The organism is Muriicola soli (genome assembly GCF_004139715.1).
In the GTDB taxonomy this organism is placed as follows: Bacteria; Bacteroidota; Bacteroidia; order Flavobacteriales; family Flavobacteriaceae; genus Muriicola; species Muriicola soli.
Window position 1 is genome coordinate 406,309 of sequence record NZ_CP035544.1, and the last position, 19,768, is coordinate 426,076.

A 19,768-nucleotide genomic window follows, 5' to 3' on the forward strand; every position below is an offset into this window, starting at 1 on the left:
TTGGTCTGATACATTCGAAAAATACCCAGCCTAATTATTCCTATTTTTATCCCCCATGAAAACCTTGAGTTTATTATTCTGCCTACTATGCGCCTCGATATGCCTTGCACAGAAGGAAAAGGACCCCGTTCACTGGAATATGGATGTTACTCCGTTTTACGGTTCTATTCTCTTGCATAATACCGATATCTCCCATTTGATAAGGGAACATCCGTCAGGGGTGATCCTGGGTTTCAACAAGCAGACTTTTGGTTATGAAGGTTGGGAAGCTCCTTTCAATTTCCCTGACACCGGATTTTCCGTGGTATACCAGGACATGAATAATAGCACGCTGGGGCATAATTTGGGTGTTTACCTGCACTATAATTTCTACCTGTTGCGACGTAATCTGCAATTCAGGATAGGGCAGGGGATTGCTTACAATACCAATCCCTACGATAAAGAGGAGAATTTCAGGAATAATGCCTATGGTTCTCATCTGATGAGTTCTACATTTTTGGTCTTTAATTATCACAGGCCCAGGATTTATAAAAACCTGGGGTTTAAGGCTGGAATATCTCTGATCCATTATTCCAATGCCAACGTAAAAGCTCCCAATACGTCCACAAATACTTTCGCCTTTAATGCCGGACTGACTTACAATCTCAGTGGAAATGGGGATACCGAGTTTATCGCGATAGAGAAAGCTGCTATTGATGAATCTGTCAGGATGAATCTGGTCTTCAGGACCGGAATCAATGAAAGTGACGTTATAAATACAGGGCAATATCCCTTTTATATCTTTTCGGCTTATGCCGATAAACGCCTGGGCAAACTAAGTGCTATTCAATTGGGAACAGACGTATTTTACTCTAATTTCCTCAAAGAATTGATCAGGTTTCAATCGGTCTCCTTCCCCGAACTCGAGGTAGATCCCACTACAGATTTTAAAAGAGTCGGGATATTTATAGGTCATGAATTGTTTATCCACAAGCTCAGTGTGATCACGCAACTGGGATATTATGTGTATTACCCTTTCGATTTCGAAGGTCGTGTCTACAACAGAGTAGGAGTGAAGCGATATTTTGGGGATAAGTGGTTTGCAGCCTTGAGTCTCAAATCACATGCCGCCAAGGCTGAGGCCGTTGAATTGGGAATAGGAATCAGATTATGAAAAAAGTCGAGTTATTTAAATACTACCTACTAAGTATTACCCTAATTTTTATGGGTTGCAGAGGAGAAAATGTGCCTGATTGTTTCCAGGGGGCCGGAGAACTTATCAGGGAAGAAGTTACCCTCGGTAATTTTGAAAGAATTATTGCCTTTGAAGGGGTACAACTCGTCGTGAGTTCGGGACCTCAACAACAAATTGTTATAGAAACAGGCGAGTCTTTAAGAAATGAGGTAAGCGCAATAGTGGAAGACAACATCCTGATTTTGCGAAACGCCAATAATTGCAACCTCTTTAGAGAATACGGGCTTACTACCATTTATGTAACCTCCCCTAATATCAATGAGATTCGAAGTAGTACGGGCTGGCCAATCCGTAGCGAAGGCGTACTGAATTTTCCGGATCTGACCCTCATTACCGAAAGCTTTAATAATCCGGAAACGGAAACAACAGATGGTTCATTCGATCTCACTGTAAATAGTCAGAATCTGCAGTTGGTAGCGAATGGAATTGCTTATTTTAAGCTCAGTGGCAGTGTAGAGCGACTTAACGCCACAATTGCGGCAGGAGATTCCAGAATTGAAGCTGAAACCCTGCTGGCACAGGAAGTGATTGTCAATCACAGAGGGAGTAACGATATGCTTGTTAATCCGCAACAACTCCTCAGCGGTGTAATCAGGGGAACAGGTGACATTGTGAGTTTTAACCGGCCAGATTCGGTTGCAGTATCTATTTTATATCGCGGGAAATTGATTTACCGAGACTAATATGAGCCTTTTATCAGATTTACTAAACTGGTTTTCCAGGCCGATGCCTGGGGCGAATAATCCAGACGTATCAATGCCGTTTCAGTTGCCATTTCAAGAATGGATAGATGATACAAAAGTGCCCGGATTAGCAATCACCGTATTGCATAGTGGCGAAAAAGTCTTTCAGAAGGGTTACGGGTGGGCCGATATCGAGGGACGAAAACCCGTAGACCCCCAAAAGACCATTTTTAGAATTGCCAGCGCCTCGAAACCCATCGCATCTATGGCCCTGGCAAAAATGGTGATGGCAGGACAGATCGATCTCGACAAATCTTTTTACAACTACGTTCCCTATTTTACCAAAAAGCAATCCGATTTTACTATACGGCAACTCGCAACGCATACGGCTGGTATTCGGGGATATAGAGGCAAGGAATATGCCCTGAACAAGCCTTATACCATCAAAGATAGTCTCGAATTATTTCAGGAAGATCCCTTGCTCTTTTCCCCGGGAACTGGATATCTATACAACAGTTTTGGTTGGGTGCTTATTTCTCTGGCTATGGAAGAGGTCAGCGGTGAGTCTTTTTCAGGTTATGTGCAAAAGGAAATACTCAATCCTCTGGGAATGAACAATACTCTGGTAGAGGTCCCCGGGGAGATGCCGGAAGGCAAGGCAGTACCTTATACAAGGTTTAACTCTGGATTTCGTCCGGCTGTGCCAGTAGATAATCGGTATAAGCTGGCAGGAGGTGGCTATCTTTCCACAACGGAGGACCTTGTAAAATTGGGCACTGCGGTTCTTGAGAATAGTTTGGTTTCGCCTGAGGTCATGAAGGAATTTCTCACTCCCCAAAAGATCAACGGCTATTCCACGCATTATGGTCTTGGATGGCAAGTGAGTGTGGACAAAAGCGGCAGGCCGTATATTGGACATGTCGGGAATGGTGTTGGCGGATACAGTAATTTCTTTGTTTATCCTGATGATGAGGTAGTCATTTCTCTGTTGATTAATTGCACTGATCCAAAGGTTCAACCCTTATTGGATGATCTCGTTCTTCCCCCGGTTTTAAATCAGCTCTCTCAGCGATAAACTCAATTATTTGGTAGACATTCTAGGGTTCGTTCTAATTCGTTACCTTTAATTCAGTAAAATAAATCTACTAAAACAGTTGACTGATAACCCTCTAACTCTTTTTTAGCTATGAAAAGGCGCGAATTTCTCAAAAATACAGCGGTAGCTTCATCCGTTTCCCTTCTTCCCTCAGCCGTTTGGCCCGCATCTCAAGATAAGATGTTGCGAACAGCTCATATTGGGGTAGGGGGAATGGGAGCCGAAGACCTTAAGTCAGTCTCTTCCCATAAGCAAGTTAAAGTAGTCGCTTTATGCGATGTGGATTCTAAAAACCTCGAAGCCGCTCTTCAAATGCATCCGGGTGCCAGGGGATTTTCTGATTATCGCCTGCTCTTTTCTCAGATGGCAAACGAGATTGATGCGGTTATAGTTTCAACCCCCGATCACACTCATGCACCGGCTTCAATGCTGGCGATGCAACTCGATAAACCTGTTTATTGTCAAAAACCTCTTGCTCATCACGTTTCGGAAGTAAGGGCGATGCGAAAGCTCGCAGAAGAAAAAGATCTCATTACCCAAATGGGAATACAGGTCCATTCCTTTTACGATTATAAACTGGCCACTCTGCTGATTCAGTCCGGAATTATCGGAAAAGTTTCTTGCGTGCGTGCGTGGTCTCCAAAAAACTGGGGCTATGACGGACCAATACCTAGCGGTTCAGATCCCATACCTGAACATTTGGATTGGAATCTGTGGTTAGGTACTTCGGCAAGCAGACCTTATAAAAATCAGGTGTATCATCCGGCAAATTGGCGAAAATTGGTCGATTTTGGATGTGGTACCCTCGGCGACATGGGAGTGCATATTTTTGATACTCCTTATAATGCCCTTGAACTCGATGTGCCTTTTACCGTTAAGAACAAATGTCGAAGGCCCAACGGATTTGGATATCCTGAATTGAATTCGGTTACCTACGAATTTCCCGGAACACCCTATACCACTGAAACCTTAAAATGGATTTGGTATGACGGGAAAGGCGCACCCCATAGCCACAAAGATCTCAAGCTCCCCAATAAAGATAAGTTACCCCTTCAGGGGGCTATGTTTATCGGGGAAAAGGGAAAATTACTTTTACCTCACTTTATGGAATTGCCGAGACACATTGTTGACGGACAATACAAAGAAATAGACGTAAGCCCCTTTGTGTCTTCAGGAGAGATTGGTGAACCAGTCCGCAATTATGCCCTGGAAGGAGATAAGCACTATCATCAGTTCGTGGACGCGTGTTTAGGCACAGATCAATGTACGGCTCCTTTTTCCTATTCTGCAAGACTAACAGAGACTATTCTGCTAGGTGTTATAGCGGGTCGGTTTCCCAATAAAAAACTACACTGGGACAGCGAAAAAGCAAGATTCAGGGAAGAGAAAGCCAACGCTTACCTGTCAGGTGAATACCGCGATTTTTGATTGGTTTCAACAAGATTTTATAATCATGGAGTAAAGTATGCTTATCTATGCCATTTCACACATATTGGGAAAAAGAAGGAATTAAATGGGAATTTTTCGGCCATGTCACTTCCGAGGAGATCGGGCAAGCTAATGCACTTTTTTTTAATGATCCCAGATCGGAAACTTCTAAATACCAGATCGTTCACACCCTTCGAACAAAAAGTGTTGAGTGGAAGCCTGTAAAAATGGTTGATATTACCTTCCAGGATGTGGCCGCTAGTCTATCAGGACTGCAGCTTAAAATAGCCTATATCGCCAATCAGGAAGAGATCAGGAAGAAGATTGAAAAATACATCGAAATGTCGCGTCATTTAAATTCTAATTGGCAGTTTCGGGGTTTTACCGATGAAATAGATGCCAGAAAATGGGTGAATTCCAATGCTACAGATTAAAGCGATAAGTAGCTTTTAAGAGAAAGGTATTATTTGCTTTTTGGTTTAGCAGCTGGTCTTCAATGATAGTCCCAAAATTGTTGTTCACATCCCCGCTCGCTGTAATACCCTGTGACCAGACCAGGAATATTTCCGAACCCGGAATATACTCCCATCGCAGAACGAGGTTAGAGCGAAACTGTACAAAGACAAAATCGGGGTCTGCAAAACTGTAGTCAATTGACCCGTCTCGATCTTCGTCCACTTCATAGCTGCCATTGTTGAGTTGTATCTGATCTCCATCATAAAGACTTATCCTATTGTCCAGATTAGATGCTGTTGAATTCACTACGTAATTAAAGTCGGAGAAATCTGCCTTAAATATAAAAGGTTGGGCATAGTATTGCAGGCTTAGATCAGGGTTGAGGTTGTAGTTAATTCTCAGGGTAGTGCTGAGGGTTTCCTGATCGATGGCGCCGAGAATATACCTGGGCTGTCCGTTAAAACTCTGTTCGCGGACGTATTGTGTCCGACTTGGATTTTGTGAATATTCTGTGTTGAGCGAAATACTCATGGCATTAATGGGTTGATAATTAAAACTCAACCGGTAGCGATAAAAAGAAAAATTATCCTGAGTGGCTTGTGAATTTACCGTCCCTGCAACAACGCTTAATTTTTTTCTCTGGTCTGTACCGACAAATAAATACCAAAAATTTTCTTCGTTATAGCGCCATCTGGGCCCACCCCTTAGGAAAGTATTGACAAAAATCCTGGGCTTATGAGCGGCCCCGAAATCTAGAAAGTAGTTGTTGGTAAAATTGACAAAACCAAAAATTTCATATTGAATTCTATTGTAATTTCCTTCAAAATCAAATGCTGTAGACATTTCCCCTCCAAAACTGGCCTGTCTGAACCAGGAGGTTGGTTTGTTAAATACCCTTCTCACATTGGCGTATTGCCTGAAATCATCAGCCTGTCGTAAAAACCCGATATCATTGAGTTCCAGCTCAGGGGATTTCCAGAATCCTCCTAAGTTATAACGCCAGTTACCTCCTCCACTTTTTCCTATCTCAATCCGCCCGCCGGTTCCGCTTAAGGAAGTTCTGGTGCTATCTACCTCCACATGGCCTGCGTCAGTACGCTGAAAAAGATGGGTAAGAGAGCGTTGAGTTTGCTCTATGGCATCCTCACTACCCAGTACCTTGCTAAAAGAAAAAACACCTTCAACATAATATGTTCTGTTTTTCCAGTTGTGTTTAAAGTCGAGTCCCCCGCTGTAGGCCGACTTATGTAAAAAGTCGAGATTTCCTTCCAGGTTTCTATTGGTTGCCGTGAAAATCCCGCCTATGTATGAATTGCGGTCATTAAAGTCTTTTTGTAATCTGCCAACCAGGTAGTTGGTCATGGGTTCTACAATTTCCTTGCGTTTCGTACCCAAAACCGGTAGGCCGTTGATGACATCTGGTCTGGCATCCAATTTAATTTCTCCGAATTCTTTGGCTGTAACACTTTCCAATAAACCAATTGACCATCCGTTTGCAGTTTTACCGCTGAATTTGGCAGCACCGAGGATGGTTGTAAAGTTGGGAATATCCTCGTATTCCCCCAGATTGGAATCAGCCGTTGTAAAACCTTGAGGTGTTCGCCCTATCCGCCTTGAGAAAAACAAATTATCAGGGCCTCCTCCAAGTCTGAAATCGAATACATTTTTATTCTCCACAAAAAAAGGTCTTCGCTCCTGGAAAAAGATCTCAAAACCATCAAGGGCAATGGCTCCGGGATCGGCATCTACCTGACCAAAATCCGGATTGATGGTCAGATCAAGGGTTAAATCATTAGTAATGCCAATTTTGGCGTCCAGTCCGCCCGCAAATTTCGAATCACTTCCATCCCGGAAAGGATTTCCTGGTTCTTTTTCGTAGGTATCTAACTGACTTAAGGAATAAGGCTGAATTTCCAATTGTTTTTGTGGTTTTAAACCGATCAGGCCGTGCAATTCACCGAATTCGCTCACCCAGCCCGGGGGGTTGGCCACTACTTCCTGCCACAAGGACCTTTCCTCATTGTTAAAGTAACGGCGTGTAGCCTGCAGGCCCCAAACCTGATCCTGTGCTTTACTGAATCGCAATTGGCTGAGGGGAATTCTGATCTCGGCCGTCCAGCTGTCATCATTGACCTTTGTACTGAGGTACCATATGGGATTCCAACTGCTGTCGAAGTTGTCGTTATTTGAAACAAATTCGTCGCTTTTCACTCCGGAAGATGATGCTGTAAAAGAAAATGCCGTACGATCGTCGTTGTAACTGTCGAGGTTAATCTCAATCCAGTCGCCGGGAAAAGTATCCCGTCGTCCTAACCGCCTCTCTATGGTCGACGGATCTTCCTGAAAACACTTAAAGCCTATGTAAAGGTTTTTGTCATCGTAGAGGATCTTCATCAGGGTTTGTTCTGTTGGAGGGGTGCCGGTATCGGGTCTGAATTCGATGAAATCCCCGGACCATTCTACAAGTTCCCAGGCTTTATCATTTAGGTCGCCATCTACTTTAGGAGCTGCAACCTCCCCGATAGATTTGGTGGTATAGATTCTCTTTTCTATGATGCTATCCCTTTCCTGGCCGTAGCAATGCACAAAGGCAATAGCCACTAGGCTGAGACTCAGCAGTAGATTACGCATGGGTTAGTTGTTGTGCTTAAAAGACGTCCTGAAAATGGGATTGTTACAATATCTTCTGAATTATTTAGGTGTTTGTAGAATCTTGAGATAAATATTGAACAAAAGCGAGGACTTATTCTAAGGAATCCAATTTCAGCAAATCCATACAGATCCTTAAATAATCAGTACATTTAAGTAGCAAATTACAATATATGGTTGACCAGTTACGCTTTTTCGACCTCTCTTCTGTCCTAAAGAAAAGTATCTTCTTATTGTTGCTTTTTGGCATTGTATGCCATCAAGAGAGCGTAGTTTTCGGTCAGGATAAAAAGGCAAAATCAGAAACTTATCAGATTCAACAGCAATGGTTGTCAACACTGGGGAAACAACCCGGATCGGCCATGCCATATAACCAGAGCAGCGGCTTAATGGTTGAAGAAACCCTGAATATAGGTACTGACGCTATAAATGCCGCAATAAAAGAACTGAATAGCCGTGACCGCTTTGTGCGATATGATTCCGTAGCTTATTTCCAGCTTTATCCGGGACAATTGTTTGCTCATGGCGTATACACTACCGAAAAAGGGCAGGTATTTCAGAGTGTTATTGGCTGGAAGCAGGATAATACCTGGAAAAAAGCTTTTGAGGCAATAGGGCCAAAGGGAAAAATATCGGAGGATAGTAAAACCGAAATCGGGCTGCTGCGCTCCTCCTGGGAATTGTATTCAAATCAGCACCGTCCTGATCTGATCGCCAAGAATGTATTTGCTGAGAACGGGCGATATTTTTACAAAGGGAAGGAGTACATTGGGGATGAAATTGCGATGGCTTACGGATACATGAAAAACGAATCGTATAGCATAGACCTCACTCCCAAAAAGGTAATTCAAGTGAATAACCAACTCGTTTACGAGATCGGGATTTATGATACAGGAGGCCAGGGACTTTACTTCCTGCTTTGGTCCAAAGTGGGGGAAGATTGGAAGTTGCTGCTCGACTTTAATTTCTAGCATCTAAGTCCATATGGGAATCAAAAAACCATCAGGATATTCAGCTACGCCTCTCTACAGGAAACTGGGCATTAAAAATGGGTTTTTAATCAGGATTGTGCACCCTCCATCCCGGTACGAGGATTTCTTCAGGGATTTCCCGGATAATGTTCACTTCGCAAAGGAAGAAGATGTGGATATTGATTTTATTCACCTTTTCGTCCTTGATTCTGAAAGGCTTGTGACAGAACTACCGGACTTAAGAGAACAGTTGAAGCAAAACGGGATGATTTGGATTTCATGGCCTAAAAAAGCTTCAAAGGTTGAAACTGATCTCGATGGCAACGCAGTTCGTAATATAGGCTTAAAACACGGACTTGTAGATATAAAAGTGTGTTCTGTAAATGAGGTCTGGTCCGGACTTAAATTTGTGATTCCTCTGAAGGACAGGAAATAAGTTGGATAGAAAAGAAATGAAAGCTTTTATATACAGAAAATACGGTCCACCTGATGTACTGCAACTTGAGGAGATCCCCAGACCAGTCCCAAGTTCCAGGGAGATACTGATAAAAGTGATAGCCACTTCAGTCAACAGGACAGACTGCGCCAATTTAAGGGCCAAACCAGCTATTATGCGCTTGTCCATGGGCCTGTTTAAACCAAAAAACCCAATTCTTGGAACGGAATTTTCAGGAGAAGTTATTGAAACAGGTGAACAGGTCACAGCCCATAAACCGGGGGACAAGGTCTTTGGGTTTGCTGATTTCGGACTAAGATCCCATGCTGAATACCTGCTCCTTCAGCCCTCTATCGCTTTTGACAAGGTGCCAAAGAGAATTAATATGCAACAAGCTGCAGGGTGTATTGAAGGAATGCATTACGCTTATAATATAATTAATAAGATTTCTCTTAATCCCGGAGACCAGGTGCTCGTAAATGGTGCAACAGGAGGAATAGGTACAGCAGCCTTACAACTATTGCATCATATGGGGATGAAAATTACAGCTGTATGCAATACAGATAATATTGAATTGGCCCTATCATTAGGGGCAATAGAGGTTATAGACTGGCAAAAGGAGGACTTTACACAATCGGATAAAACATATCACGCCGTATTAGACGTTGCAGGGAAAAGTACCTTTGGCCAATGCAGACATCTCATTAGACCCGGAGGTGCCTATATTTCGTCTGAGCTTGGACCCTGGAGTCAGAATGTAGGATATTCCCTTTTGACTGCAATTTTCAAAAGTGTTCCTTTTACCAAGGGCAGGAAGGTCAAATTTCCATACCCACCCAATATTATGACAAGTATCCGGCTATTGGTAGGTTTGATAGAAGAAGGACATTTCACGCCAGTTATTGACAGGATCTACCCCTTTGAACAAATTCCGGAGGCCTTCGGCTATGTGGAAAAAGGACATAAAACAGGGAATGTGATAATCTCACTTACATGAAGATCAATACCCTTTTCTTGTTTCTCGCGCTTCTGGCTGAAATCCTTGGAACAGTTGGCGGATTTGGTTCCTCAGTATTTTTTGTTCCCCTTGGGAATTTCTATTTCGATTTTAACAGTGTTCTTGGGCTAACTGCTATTTTTCACCTCTCCAGTAACCTGAGTAAGATCTTTTTATTTAAAAAGGGGCTTAACAGGTCGTTAATTCTTTATCTCGGAATCCCATCAGTTTTATTTGTCGTGTTTGGCGGGATACTTTCTAATTTTTTAAAGACCTCCCTTCTTGAATTGCTACTGGGTATTTTTCTGATAGGTCTTAGTTTACTTTTTCTGATCAAAAGAGAATTGATCATTGCCCCAACCAAAGAGAATTCTATTCTTGGAGGTGCTATTTCCGGTTTCTCTGCCGGTCTGCTGGGAACAGGCGGGGCCATCAGGGGTCTTACTATGGCGGCCTTCAATATGGAGAAAAGCGTTTTTATTGCTACCTCAGCCTTCATCGATTTTATGATCGATTTTACCAGAACCCTGGTCTATTACAATAACGGTTATATCCATAACCACGACCTCAAATATGTACCCTTTTTACTCCTCATAGGAATTCTGGGAACGTACATTGGAAAAAAATACTGGTGTATATTCCACAAAGCAAGTTCAAACGATTATCGCTGATCCTTATCCTTCTTATAGGAATGATCACCTGTGCCCGACTTCTATCATAAAAATCGAATTTAACATGAAGGGTATAAATTAATTGTGCTGGAAATTGAAGAATTGAAAAGTATTCAATAAGGACAATCCCAATAAGGAAAGTGTCTTTGCTTTAAAATACGTGTTAAAATATCACGGGAACAGGAGTTTGGTCATTGAATAACTCTATTAAATGAGTACTAGTCTTAGGCGAAGAGTGAAGTTTAAACTTATTTCCCAAAGCATATTATTCCTCTGTCCGACCTTTTTTCCTATTTTAAGGAAAATTTTCCGTGCATGAATTCAGACTTGAATGTTTGTCCTGGAAGAGTATTATTTTCAATACTGCGGAAATTCTACTTTCTCCTGGTTTCTTTATTTGTATTATCAGCTTGTAAAACAGAGGAAAAGAAACCCATAACTAATGATAACGAGCCTGCGGGAATTATTGCTTTTAACACCAATCGAGACGGAAACAAGGAGATTTATCTGATGAATGCAGAGGGTAAAAACCTCAGGAATATTACTGATCATCCGGCTATGGAATACGGCCCTTCATGGTTTCCTGACGGGAATAAAATCATTGCATATTCCAACAGAGTCGGCAATCCGGAACTTTATTATTTTGACCTGAAAAAGGACACCTTTATTCGTATAACCGAGCATCCTGCCGATGATGTCCTTCCAATGGTCTCGCCCGACGGCACACAAATCGTATTTATGAGTAATCGCAATGGGGAAAGTCGGTCTGTCTACAAAATGAAATCAGACGGATCTGAAATTAAAGCGTTAACCAACAATGCAGACTATGAAGAAAGTCCCTCCTGGTCTCCGGATGGGGCTCATATTCTCTTTACCCGCCAGTTACGGGATTTAAATGATACCACCCATGCAGCGAATGGGGAGATCTTTAGAATGAAAGCTGATGGAACCGAAGTGAAAAGAATAACTAAGAAACCCGGATATGATTCAGGCGCTGTATATTCACCCAATGGCAAACATATTGCCTTTTATGGTCCAGAGGGAGATAGTTTTGATATCTTTCTGATGGATGAAAAAGGGAATAATATAAGGAATATAACCCGGGATACACTAGACTGTTATTCCCCTTCTTGGTCGCCGGACGCTAAATGGATCGCCTATACTGCAGGTACCGGGAATAATTACGATATATATATTATCAATTTGGAAAACGGAGAAAAAAGACGATTGACCAATACTAAAATTCGAAACGAGTCGCCCGCTTGGGCTCCCGTTTCGGTAAAAAATAAAGAATATCAAAAAAAGCACACATATTCGAATATGAAAAAACTCATCTCTTTCTACTTATACATCAATACGCCAGTAACCCAAAAGTCTTTTTGGTCAGACCTGGTTCTGTTTATTCCCAGGTTTATCTGCGGGATGTTATTGGCTATTGATTTCGGAGCCTCCAAATTTGGGGTGCCCTGGTCACCTCCGGCTAACGAACTGGGATTATTTGAGGTAGCATATTGGTTTCCACAAGACGTTGCCCAATTTGGAGGAATCTTCGCTGTTTTTCCTGTATTTTTCGCATGGATAGCTGCTTTCAGTGAAACCATAGGTGGCTTAATGCTGGCCATCGGTTTTAAGACCAGAATTGCCGCGTTTCTCATTGTTTGTACTATGTTGGGTGCAATTTTCCTCCAGAAATGGGGAGAAGGTGTATGGGGGATGTTACCGGCTATGGGCTTTCTCTGGGTAGGAATCTACAGTCTCATCAACGGGTCAGGGAGAATTGGACTTGACTATCTTTTATCGAATGTTTTTAAATCAAAAATCGCATAGAGAAAATAGGATGCCTGAATGGGCGAACTAATCAATATTAATTACTGCACCTTATGACTGATATACAAATTGCACAAAGCGTCAAGGAAAAACACATCAGAGAAATTGCGGAAATTTTAAATATACCGGAGAAGGATCTTGAATATTACGGGTCTAACAAAGCGAAATTGCCCTTAGATCTTATTGATGAGAAAGCCGTAGCCAAGGGAAATCTGATCCTGGTGACTGCCATAACACCTACTCCGGCAGGGGAGGGCAAGACCACAACTTCCATAGGCCTTGGGGATGCCCTGAACCTCAGGAACAAAAAGACAGTGATCGTATTACGCGAACCGAGTTTGGGTCCGGTTTTTGGCATTAAAGGAGGCGCCGCCGGAGGAGGATGGAGTCAGGTAATACCCATGGTAGATATCAATCTGCATTTTACAGGTGACTTTCACGCCATCGAGAAAGCGAATAACCTCCTCGCAGCACTTATCGATAATAACATCCAGAGTAATTCCCGTAACCTTGGAATCGATCCCCGAACTGTGATATGGAAGCGCTGTATGGATATGAATGACAGGGGCCTTCGTAACATTGTAGCCGCTCTTGGTGGTAAAGCGGGGGGAATTCCAAGAGAAACGGGCTTTAATATAACAGCGGCTTCTGAGATTATGGCTATACTCTGTTTGAGCAAAAACCTTGAAGATCTGCAGGAAAAATGCGGTAATATATACATCGGGAACACCTGGGTTGGAAAACCTGTTTACGCCAGGGACCTCAGGGCAGAAGGAGCCATGACTGTTTTGTTAAAGGATGCGATAAAGCCAAATCTCGTTCAGACCCTTGAAGGTAATCCGGCTATTATCCACGGAGGACCATTTGCCAATATTGCACAGGGGACCAATTCTATTTTGGGTACTAAAATGGGCCTTAGCCTAGGAGATTACGTAGTAACAGAGGCAGGTTTTGGCGCGGATCTTGGAGCAGAGAAATTTCTGAATATAAAATGCCGTCAGGCAGGCCTGTCCCCCAAGGCGGTTGTGCTGGTAGCGACCATCCGTGCTTTGAAATACCATGGAGGAAATCCTATCGACCAATTAACTCAGGAAGATGTAGAAGCACTTAAGGCGGGGATGCCCAACCTGGAAAGACACGTTAAAAGCCTGCAAAGCTTTGGGATTCCGGTAGTAGTCTCTGTAAATGCATTCAGTAGTGATACTGATAATGAGAAAAATGCACTTCTGGAACATTGCAAAAAACTCGGTGTGCCTGCAGCTTTGAGTTACGGCTGGGCAGAAGGGGGCAAAGGCTGTGTGGATCTTGCGGACCTTGTAGTGGAAGCAGCAGCGAGCTGCAAAACTACCTTCACGCCCACCTACAGTCTCGACGATTCCATCCGTACGAAAATGGAGAAAATATGCAGTACTATCTACGGAGCTAAGAATGTGATTCTGACCAATAAAGCCATTGCGCAGATGAAGCGCTTTGAGAAGATGGGGTATGGAGATCTTCCCGTTTGCATAGCCAAAACGCAAAAAAGCCTCAGTGATGATGAAAAGAAATTGGGCAGGCCGGAGAATTTCAACATCAATATCCGAGAGTTTGAAATCGCAACCGGAGCTGGATTTATAGTTCCCATTGCCGGGAATATTCTCCGAATGCCCGGATTGCCCGCAACCCCCTCTGCAGAATACATTTCAATTGATAAAAACGAGACCATCACTGGTCTATTCTAATCCTTATAATATGAATATTCGAAATCTAGTAGCCCTGATCTTTCTATGTGCAAGCACTTTTGTATGTGCACAAGTTGATGAAGAAGTGGAAATTACAACCGAAACGGGCACGCTTAAAGGTGCTTTAATGGTCCCTGAAGGCGAAGGCACATTTCCTGTGGTGATGATCATAGCTGGTTCGGGACCAACAGACCGCAATGGAAATAATGCAGCAATGACCAACAATTCACTCCAATTACTGGCCGAAGGTCTATATGATAACGATATAGCCAGTCTGCGTTTTGATAAAAGAGGAGTGGCGGCAAGTGTTTCTGCCATGACCGGTGAAGAAGATCTTCGGTTTGAAACCTATATTGAGGACGCCGAATCCTGGGGTGAATACTTAAAAGGAGATCCCAGATTCGATGAATTAGTGGTTATGGGGCATAGCGAGGGATCGTTGATTGGAATGATTGCAGCCAAAAGAATGGAAGCGGATAAGTTTATTTCTATCGCAGGAGTTGGAAGACCTGCCGCAGATATCCTGAGGGAACAACTAAGTGTCCAGCCTCCCGGGGTTACGGCAATGACTGATCCCATCATAGAATCCCTTGAAAGGGGAGAGACCGTAGATTCGGTAAATCCCATGCTTAATGTCCTTTTCAGACCCAGCGTACAACCTTATCTGATTTCTTGGTTTAAGTACGACCCTGCCCAGGCAATCGCGGCACTAAATGTCCCCGTCCTTATCCTTCAGGGGACCACAGACATACAGGTAAAGATAAAAGATGCCGAAATGCTGGCTAGCGCAAATCCTGATGCAGAGAAGGTCATTTTTGATGGAATGAACCACGTCCTAAAAGAGGCTCCAATAGATCGGATGGAAAATATGAAGACTTATAATGACCCTTCTCTTCCGCTTATGGTTGGGCTGGTAGAGGCTATAATTGACTTTATTGGGGAAAACTAAAAATGATGATACGGATGAATAAAATACCGTTTTATGTGCTATTTGCTCTTGTATCCATCCAAGTTTACCCTCAGGCAGATACAGTAAAACTAATGGCCGAAAGCGGGCCATTCGCGGTAGGTACTATGACTTACGAATGGACAGACGCGAGTCGTTTTGCGAATTACACTACTCATTCTGAAGATAAAAGGACGCTGGTGGCCCAAATATGGTATCCGGCAGCGGTTGGGGATTCAGATAGGCTAGCGCCCTACAACGCTATTTCAAAAGACTATCAGAAAGTCGTTGGACACAGCTTCTCCAGGCCGGCGTTTCACCCATCAGTTCAAAATACCAACCTTATCCTATTAGCTCCCGGGCGGGGCACAGAGCGGTTTTTATATACCACCTTATCCGAAGACCTAGCCAGTTACGGATTTGTGGTGGTTTCTGTTGATATGCCCATGATCGGATATACCATATTTGGAGATGGTTCAATAATCAAGCCCTCGGCCGAATTTCAACCTCCACCGGGAATGATGGGAGGACCGTATGAAAAGGTGGATGAATTTTTTGAAGCACCTACAAAAATGGGAGTACTCGACCTACAATTTGTTTACGAACAACTCAAAGATTTAAATGAAGCTGATCCCAATCAGCGATTTACCGGAAAACTGGATCTTGACGCTATTGGAATTTTTGGCCATTCTTTAGGAGGCAGGATTGCAGGGAAGTATACTTCAGATAATAACCATGTGAAAGCTTATGCGGCCATGGAAGGAATTCCGCCCAGAGTTGTCCGGTATCAAGGGTTGATCAATATTCCCACGGCCATGCTGTGCAGCCGGGATACCTTTCCCTACGCAGAAAAGAATTACAACAGTTTTATTCAAAATGCTCCTTCTCCTGTTTATAAGGTGATCATGGATCAATTTGGTCACAACTCAGTTACCGATAACCCATTTATCTATCCTGAGAGTTTCAGCTACCCTATCGATCCGCAATTAGCCCTGGAAATCAGTCGGAAGCTTATCACCGGATATTTTGTTATGCAACTCAGAGGGGAAGGGGATCTGAAAAAAGACCTTGAAGGCATCGAACAACTTATCATTACAAAACATTCCAATGAATAGAATTTTAGGAAGTCGGACTTTTCAGAATCCATATTTTTACAGGACTTGCATTATGGTCACAGGGTATTTTATAATCAGCCTGCTACTTTCCTGTACGTCGAATCCTGAAGAACAACTCAGTTTGGTTGGACTTGAAGAGCCTGTGGAGATCATCAGGGATAAATGGGGCATTAATCACATTTATGCTGCCAATGAACACGACCTCTTTTTTGCACAGGGATATGCAGCTGCCAGAGACCGTTTGTTTCAGTTTGAAATATGGCGAAGGCAGGCCACGGGTACCGTAGCTGAAATCCTTGGCCAACGCGAGCTAAAAAGGGACATCGGTACGCGGCTCTTTAAATACAGAGGGGACATGACCCGTGAAATGAACCACTATCATGATCGCGGAGCAGCAATCATAACTGCTTATACCGAGGGGGTAAACGCATATATTGAAGAGGCCTTAAAGAATCCGCAATCCCTGCCTGTTGAATTCCACATGCTGGATATTCTCCCTCAAAAATGGACTCCGGATGTGGTAATTTCAAGGCATCAGGGGCTTTTGGGAAATATTGGAGCTGAGCTCGAGATCGGGATGGCAGTAAATCTATTAGGTGTTGAAAAGGTAAAGGAACTTTATTGGTTTCATCCTAAGGATCCCATTCTGGAAATGGATGCGGCTTTGGATCCTTCCCTGCTCAAAGAAGACATTTTGGAGCTTTATTACGCTTACCGGAAGTCGGTGCGATTCACTCCAAATGATGTTGTTGCGTCTTATAGAGGAAAAAATAGTGCCTCCCTTTATGAAGAACAGCTTAACGGTTTTCGGGATTCTCTTTCGATCGGAAGTAACAATTGGGTATTGAGTGGAGAAATGACGGTTGATGGCCAGGCGCTAATGGCCAATGATCCTCACAGGACAATTGCCGTTCCTTCCCTCAGATATATGGCACACCTGGTTGCACCGGGCTGGAATGTGATAGGAGGGGGTGAGCCCGAAATTCCGGGAATTTCCATTGGGCATAATGAGTACGGTGCCTGGGGACTCACCGTTTTCAGGACCGATGGTGAAGACCTTTACGTATATGATCTCAATCCTGAGAATCTGGAGGAATATAAGTACCAGGGCAAATGGGAGGCCATGAGTTCGATTTTAGAATCTATCCCCGTAAAAGACTCCGAGACTGTTCAGGTGAGTTTGAAGTATACCAGGCATGGCCCCGTGACTTTTATAGACAGTGTGAATCTGAAGGCTTATGCAGTGAGATGTGCCTGGTTAGAGCCCGGAGGATCCCCATATTTGGCTTCCTTGCGCATGGATCAGGCAAAGAGTTGGGACGAATTCCGCGAAGCTTGCAATTACAGCCACATTCCCGGAGAGAATATGGTCTGGGCTGACAAGGAGGGCACTATTGGATGGCAAGCGGTTGGAATAGCACCTTTGAGAAGGAATTTTAGTGGTCTGGTGCCTGTCCCCGGGGACGGGCGGTATGAATGGGACGGATATCTTCCCATTGTTGACAAACCCCATGAAGTAAATCCCGAGCGGGGATATATCGCTACGGCAAATCAAAATGTGACCCCTGCCAACTACGATCAATGGGATGCCATTGGTTTTTCCTGGTCTGATCCCTATCGGGGAGATCGGATTGATGAGGTACTCAGTTCAGGAGGTAAATTTAATTTGGAAGCAATGAAAGCCCTTCAGGTAGATTGTGTTTCCTTACCGGCAAGGATACTGGTGCCGCTTCTGTCTGAACTCTCTTTGCAGGGTAAATATAAAGAGGCACTTGATTTGCTCACTACCTGGGATTGCCAACTCTTGCAGGGAAGTGTAGAAGCCGGAATTTACGTGGCATTCGAAAAACAGTTAAAGAGGTTGGCCGAGGAGAAATTTATCCCGGAGAAGGCAAAAGGCATCATTGAAGATTTACAAATGAAAAGGATTCTAGATTGGATCATCAACCCAGAGTCTGTATTTGGCCCCGATGCAGAAGGGGAGAGGAATGCTCTATTGGAAGAGGCCTTTGTCAATGGAATTCAATCTTTAGAGAATGAACTGGGTTATAATATGAAGGAGTGGATTTATGGGCAACCAAAATACAAACACACGTATATGATTCACCCTCTGGCAAATGCGGTGAGCCCAAATTGGGCAGATTCACTAAACCTGGGTCCCCTACCTCGCGGCGGGAACGGTTATACTCCGGGTTCTACCGGGAACAATGATAGGCAAAGCAGCGGGGCTTCCTTCAGGATGATTGTGCCAACAGGAAACTGGGATCAGGCTGTGGGTACAAACAGTCCTGGTCAGTCAGGAGATCCGGAGAGTCCATTCTATGACAACTTGTTTACTTCCTGGGCAAAAGATGAGTATTTTCCGGTCTATTTTTCCCGAGCTAAAATCGATTCTGTCGCGGCAGATCGCCTGACACTGGTACCGGATTGATATTTCAACACTGGGGATCAGGCCCTGGTGAGTTCTGTAAACAGGCTTTCCAGGTTTTTATTCTTCCGGCTCAATTGAAGTGTTTTCAGCTTGTTGTCATGGGCGAAGTCGAAAACCACCGCTCTCATATCTTTTTCATGCTTAAAGGTGATCTCATAGACAAATCCAACGGTGTTTTTTACATGGGTAACATGGGGAAGTTTTTTTAAAAAAGCTTCTTCCACCCTGTAATCAAATTCCACTTCAATGATCTGTTCGGTACCTGCCCGTAGTGCCGAGAGTTTCTGATCGGCTACAAGAACTCCTTTATTTATGATCAGCACGCGGTCGCACACCGCTTCCACTTCTTTCATGATATGAGTGGAAAGGAATACGGTTCTTTCTTTGCCTAGTTCCCTGATGAGTTTTCGTATTTCGAGGAGTTGGTTGGGGTCTAATCCGGTAGTGGGCTCATCCAGGATAAGTACCTCGGGTTGGTGAACCAAAGCTGCAGCAAGTCCTACGCGTTGCCTGTAGCCTTTGGATAGCTGTGAAATCTTTTTGTGGGCCTCTTTTTCCAGGCCCACCTGGGTGATTACGGAGTTTACGGAATCCTTGGAAAATGACTGTAATTCTGCTATAAAATTCAGGTATTCCCTTACGTACATTTCCAGGTAGAGGGGGTTGTTTTCGGGTAGATAACCAATACAGCGCTGTACTTTCCTAGCTTCGGAATTAACATTATGTTCGTTGACCCATGCTTCTCCCTTATCGGCATTGAGATAAGTAGTGAGAATCTTCATCATTGTAGACTTTCCTGCACCATTAGGGCCGAGGAAACCAACAATCTCCCCTTTATTAACACTGAAGGAGATATTATCTAAGGCAAGATGCCCGCTGTATGCTTTACTGAGGTTTTCGACGCGAATCGACATAAATAGCCCTTTTAAGGCATAAAAGTAAGGAATGTCTCTAAAAATTGAGCGGCCTTAGTAGTCCTAAATTCAACAAATTATTGCCTGGGTAACTTTTTAGATGAAGCCGATTTGTGGAGAAGGATTAGAGAATTCTCAGAATATGATGAGCTTTGAAAAATAATTCGCAGTTTTAAAACGAATATTGCAGACA

At 43.5% G+C, this 19,768-nt stretch carries 16 protein-coding genes; 14 read left to right on the forward strand and 2 right to left on the reverse strand.

Features of this window, described 5'->3' with window-relative positions; genetic code table 11:
- Window positions 1–55 precede the first annotated feature (55 nt).
- From EQY75_RS01770 to EQY75_RS01790, 5 genes are all read left to right on the forward strand, one after another.
- Window positions 56–1,153, forward strand: a complete 1,098-nt coding sequence (locus tag EQY75_RS01770; protein WP_129602326.1) for an acyloxyacyl hydrolase — start codon at window positions 56–58, stop codon at window positions 1,151–1,153.
- Window positions 1,150–1,917: a head GIN domain-containing protein gene (locus EQY75_RS01775; RefSeq protein ID WP_129602328.1), complete on the forward strand. Its 768-nt coding sequence runs from the start codon at window positions 1,150–1,152 to the stop codon at window positions 1,915–1,917. The genes EQY75_RS01770 and EQY75_RS01775 overlap by 4 nt, the downstream gene beginning before the upstream one ends.
- A gap of 1 nt (window position 1,918) precedes the next feature.
- Window positions 1,919–2,992: a serine hydrolase domain-containing protein gene (locus EQY75_RS01780; RefSeq protein ID WP_129602330.1), complete on the forward strand. Its 1,074-nt coding sequence runs from the start codon at window positions 1,919–1,921 to the stop codon at window positions 2,990–2,992.
- 111 nt (window positions 2,993–3,103) lie between these two features.
- Window positions 3,104–4,441, forward strand: a complete 1,338-nt coding sequence (locus tag EQY75_RS01785; protein WP_129602332.1) for a Gfo/Idh/MocA family protein — start codon at window positions 3,104–3,106, stop codon at window positions 4,439–4,441.
- A gap of 47 nt (window positions 4,442–4,488) precedes the next feature.
- A complete protein-coding gene (locus EQY75_RS01790; RefSeq protein WP_129602334.1) occupies window positions 4,489–4,875 on the forward strand; it encodes a hypothetical protein in 387 nt (128 codons plus the stop codon).
- Here the strand turns inward: EQY75_RS01790 and EQY75_RS01795 are convergent.
- Window positions 4,865–7,528: a DUF5916 domain-containing protein gene (locus EQY75_RS01795; RefSeq protein ID WP_129602336.1), complete on the reverse strand. Its 2,664-nt coding sequence runs from the start codon at window positions 7,526–7,528 to the stop codon at window positions 4,865–4,867. The genes EQY75_RS01790 and EQY75_RS01795 overlap by 11 nt on opposite strands.
- A gap of 191 nt (window positions 7,529–7,719) precedes the next feature.
- On the opposite strand from EQY75_RS01795, the gene EQY75_RS01800 reads away from it, so the two are divergent.
- From EQY75_RS01800 to EQY75_RS01845, 9 genes are all read left to right on the forward strand, one after another.
- The gene (locus EQY75_RS01800; protein ID WP_129602337.1) at window positions 7,720–8,517 is read left to right on the forward strand and encodes a hypothetical protein; all 798 of its coding nucleotides are present in this window, start codon (window positions 7,720–7,722) and stop codon (window positions 8,515–8,517) included.
- A gap of 13 nt (window positions 8,518–8,530) precedes the next feature.
- Window positions 8,531–8,953, forward strand: coding sequence for a DUF3052 family protein (locus tag EQY75_RS01805; RefSeq protein WP_129602339.1), 423 nt, complete (start codon window positions 8,531–8,533; stop codon window positions 8,951–8,953).
- A 16-nt stretch (window positions 8,954–8,969) separates the two neighbouring features.
- The gene (locus tag EQY75_RS01810) at window positions 8,970–9,950 is read left to right on the forward strand and encodes an NAD(P)-dependent alcohol dehydrogenase (RefSeq protein WP_129602341.1); all 981 of its coding nucleotides are present in this window, start codon (window positions 8,970–8,972) and stop codon (window positions 9,948–9,950) included.
- Window positions 9,947–10,621: a sulfite exporter TauE/SafE family protein gene (locus tag EQY75_RS01815; RefSeq protein WP_342774027.1), complete on the forward strand. Its 675-nt coding sequence runs from the start codon at window positions 9,947–9,949 to the stop codon at window positions 10,619–10,621. The genes EQY75_RS01810 and EQY75_RS01815 overlap by 4 nt, the downstream gene beginning before the upstream one ends.
- Before the next feature lie 315 nt (window positions 10,622–10,936).
- Window positions 10,937–12,448 carry a DoxX family membrane protein gene (locus tag EQY75_RS14150; RefSeq protein WP_246019945.1) on the forward strand — a complete coding sequence of 504 codons (1,512 nt, stop codon included), beginning with the start codon at window positions 10,937–10,939 and terminating at the stop codon, window positions 12,446–12,448.
- 53 nt (window positions 12,449–12,501) lie between these two features.
- Window positions 12,502–14,169 (forward strand): formate--tetrahydrofolate ligase, encoded by a 1,668-nt coding sequence (locus EQY75_RS01830; RefSeq protein WP_129602343.1) that lies wholly within the window; start codon window positions 12,502–12,504, stop codon window positions 14,167–14,169.
- A gap of 10 nt (window positions 14,170–14,179) precedes the next feature.
- Complete coding sequence (locus EQY75_RS01835; RefSeq protein WP_217349966.1) at window positions 14,180–15,118, forward strand: alpha/beta hydrolase; 939 nt, start codon at window positions 14,180–14,182, stop codon at window positions 15,116–15,118.
- A gap of 14 nt (window positions 15,119–15,132) precedes the next feature.
- Window positions 15,133–16,230, forward strand: a complete 1,098-nt coding sequence (locus EQY75_RS01840) for an alpha/beta hydrolase family protein (protein WP_129602345.1) — start codon at window positions 15,133–15,135, stop codon at window positions 16,228–16,230.
- A complete protein-coding gene (locus EQY75_RS01845) occupies window positions 16,223–18,661 on the forward strand; it encodes a penicillin acylase family protein (RefSeq protein WP_217349967.1) in 2,439 nt (812 codons plus the stop codon). Before EQY75_RS01840 ends, EQY75_RS01845 begins: the two co-directional genes overlap by 8 nt.
- A 17-nt stretch (window positions 18,662–18,678) precedes the next feature.
- Here the strand turns inward: EQY75_RS01845 and gldA are convergent, their stop codons facing one another.
- Window positions 18,679–19,575 carry a gliding motility-associated ABC transporter ATP-binding subunit GldA gene (gene gldA / locus EQY75_RS01850; RefSeq protein ID WP_129602347.1) on the reverse strand — a complete coding sequence of 299 codons (897 nt, stop codon included), beginning with the start codon at window positions 19,573–19,575 and terminating at the stop codon, window positions 18,679–18,681.
- Window positions 19,576–19,768 lie beyond the last annotated feature (193 nt).

Coding starts and splice junctions, on each gene's coding strand:
- EQY75_RS01770 (WP_129602326.1), top strand. CDS start 56: ATGAAAACCTTGAGTTTATTATTCTGCCTACTATGCGCCTCGATATGC.
- EQY75_RS01775 (WP_129602328.1), top strand. CDS start 1,150: ATGAAAAAAGTCGAGTTATTTAAATACTACCTACTAAGTATTACCCTA.
- EQY75_RS01780 (WP_129602330.1), top strand. CDS start 1,919: ATGAGCCTTTTATCAGATTTACTAAACTGGTTTTCCAGGCCGATGCCT.
- EQY75_RS01785 (WP_129602332.1), top strand. CDS start 3,104: ATGAAAAGGCGCGAATTTCTCAAAAATACAGCGGTAGCTTCATCCGTT.
- EQY75_RS01790 (WP_129602334.1), top strand. CDS start 4,489: ATGCCATTTCACACATATTGGGAAAAAGAAGGAATTAAATGGGAATTT.
- EQY75_RS01795 (WP_129602336.1), bottom strand. CDS start 7,528: ATGCGTAATCTACTGCTGAGTCTCAGCCTAGTGGCTATTGCCTTTGTG.
- EQY75_RS01800 (WP_129602337.1), top strand. CDS start 7,720: ATGGTTGACCAGTTACGCTTTTTCGACCTCTCTTCTGTCCTAAAGAAA.
- EQY75_RS01805 (WP_129602339.1), top strand. CDS start 8,531: ATGGGAATCAAAAAACCATCAGGATATTCAGCTACGCCTCTCTACAGG.
- EQY75_RS01810 (WP_129602341.1), top strand. CDS start 8,970: ATGAAAGCTTTTATATACAGAAAATACGGTCCACCTGATGTACTGCAA.
- EQY75_RS01815 (WP_342774027.1), top strand. CDS start 9,947: ATGAAGATCAATACCCTTTTCTTGTTTCTCGCGCTTCTGGCTGAAATC.
- EQY75_RS14150 (WP_246019945.1), top strand. CDS start 10,937: ATGAATTCAGACTTGAATGTTTGTCCTGGAAGAGTATTATTTTCAATA.
- EQY75_RS01830 (WP_129602343.1), top strand. CDS start 12,502: ATGACTGATATACAAATTGCACAAAGCGTCAAGGAAAAACACATCAGA.
- EQY75_RS01835 (WP_217349966.1), top strand. CDS start 14,180: ATGAATATTCGAAATCTAGTAGCCCTGATCTTTCTATGTGCAAGCACT.
- EQY75_RS01840 (WP_129602345.1), top strand. CDS start 15,133: ATGAATAAAATACCGTTTTATGTGCTATTTGCTCTTGTATCCATCCAA.
- EQY75_RS01845 (WP_217349967.1), top strand. CDS start 16,223: ATGAATAGAATTTTAGGAAGTCGGACTTTTCAGAATCCATATTTTTAC.
- gldA (WP_129602347.1), bottom strand. CDS start 19,575: ATGTCGATTCGCGTCGAAAACCTCAGTAAAGCATACAGCGGGCATCTT.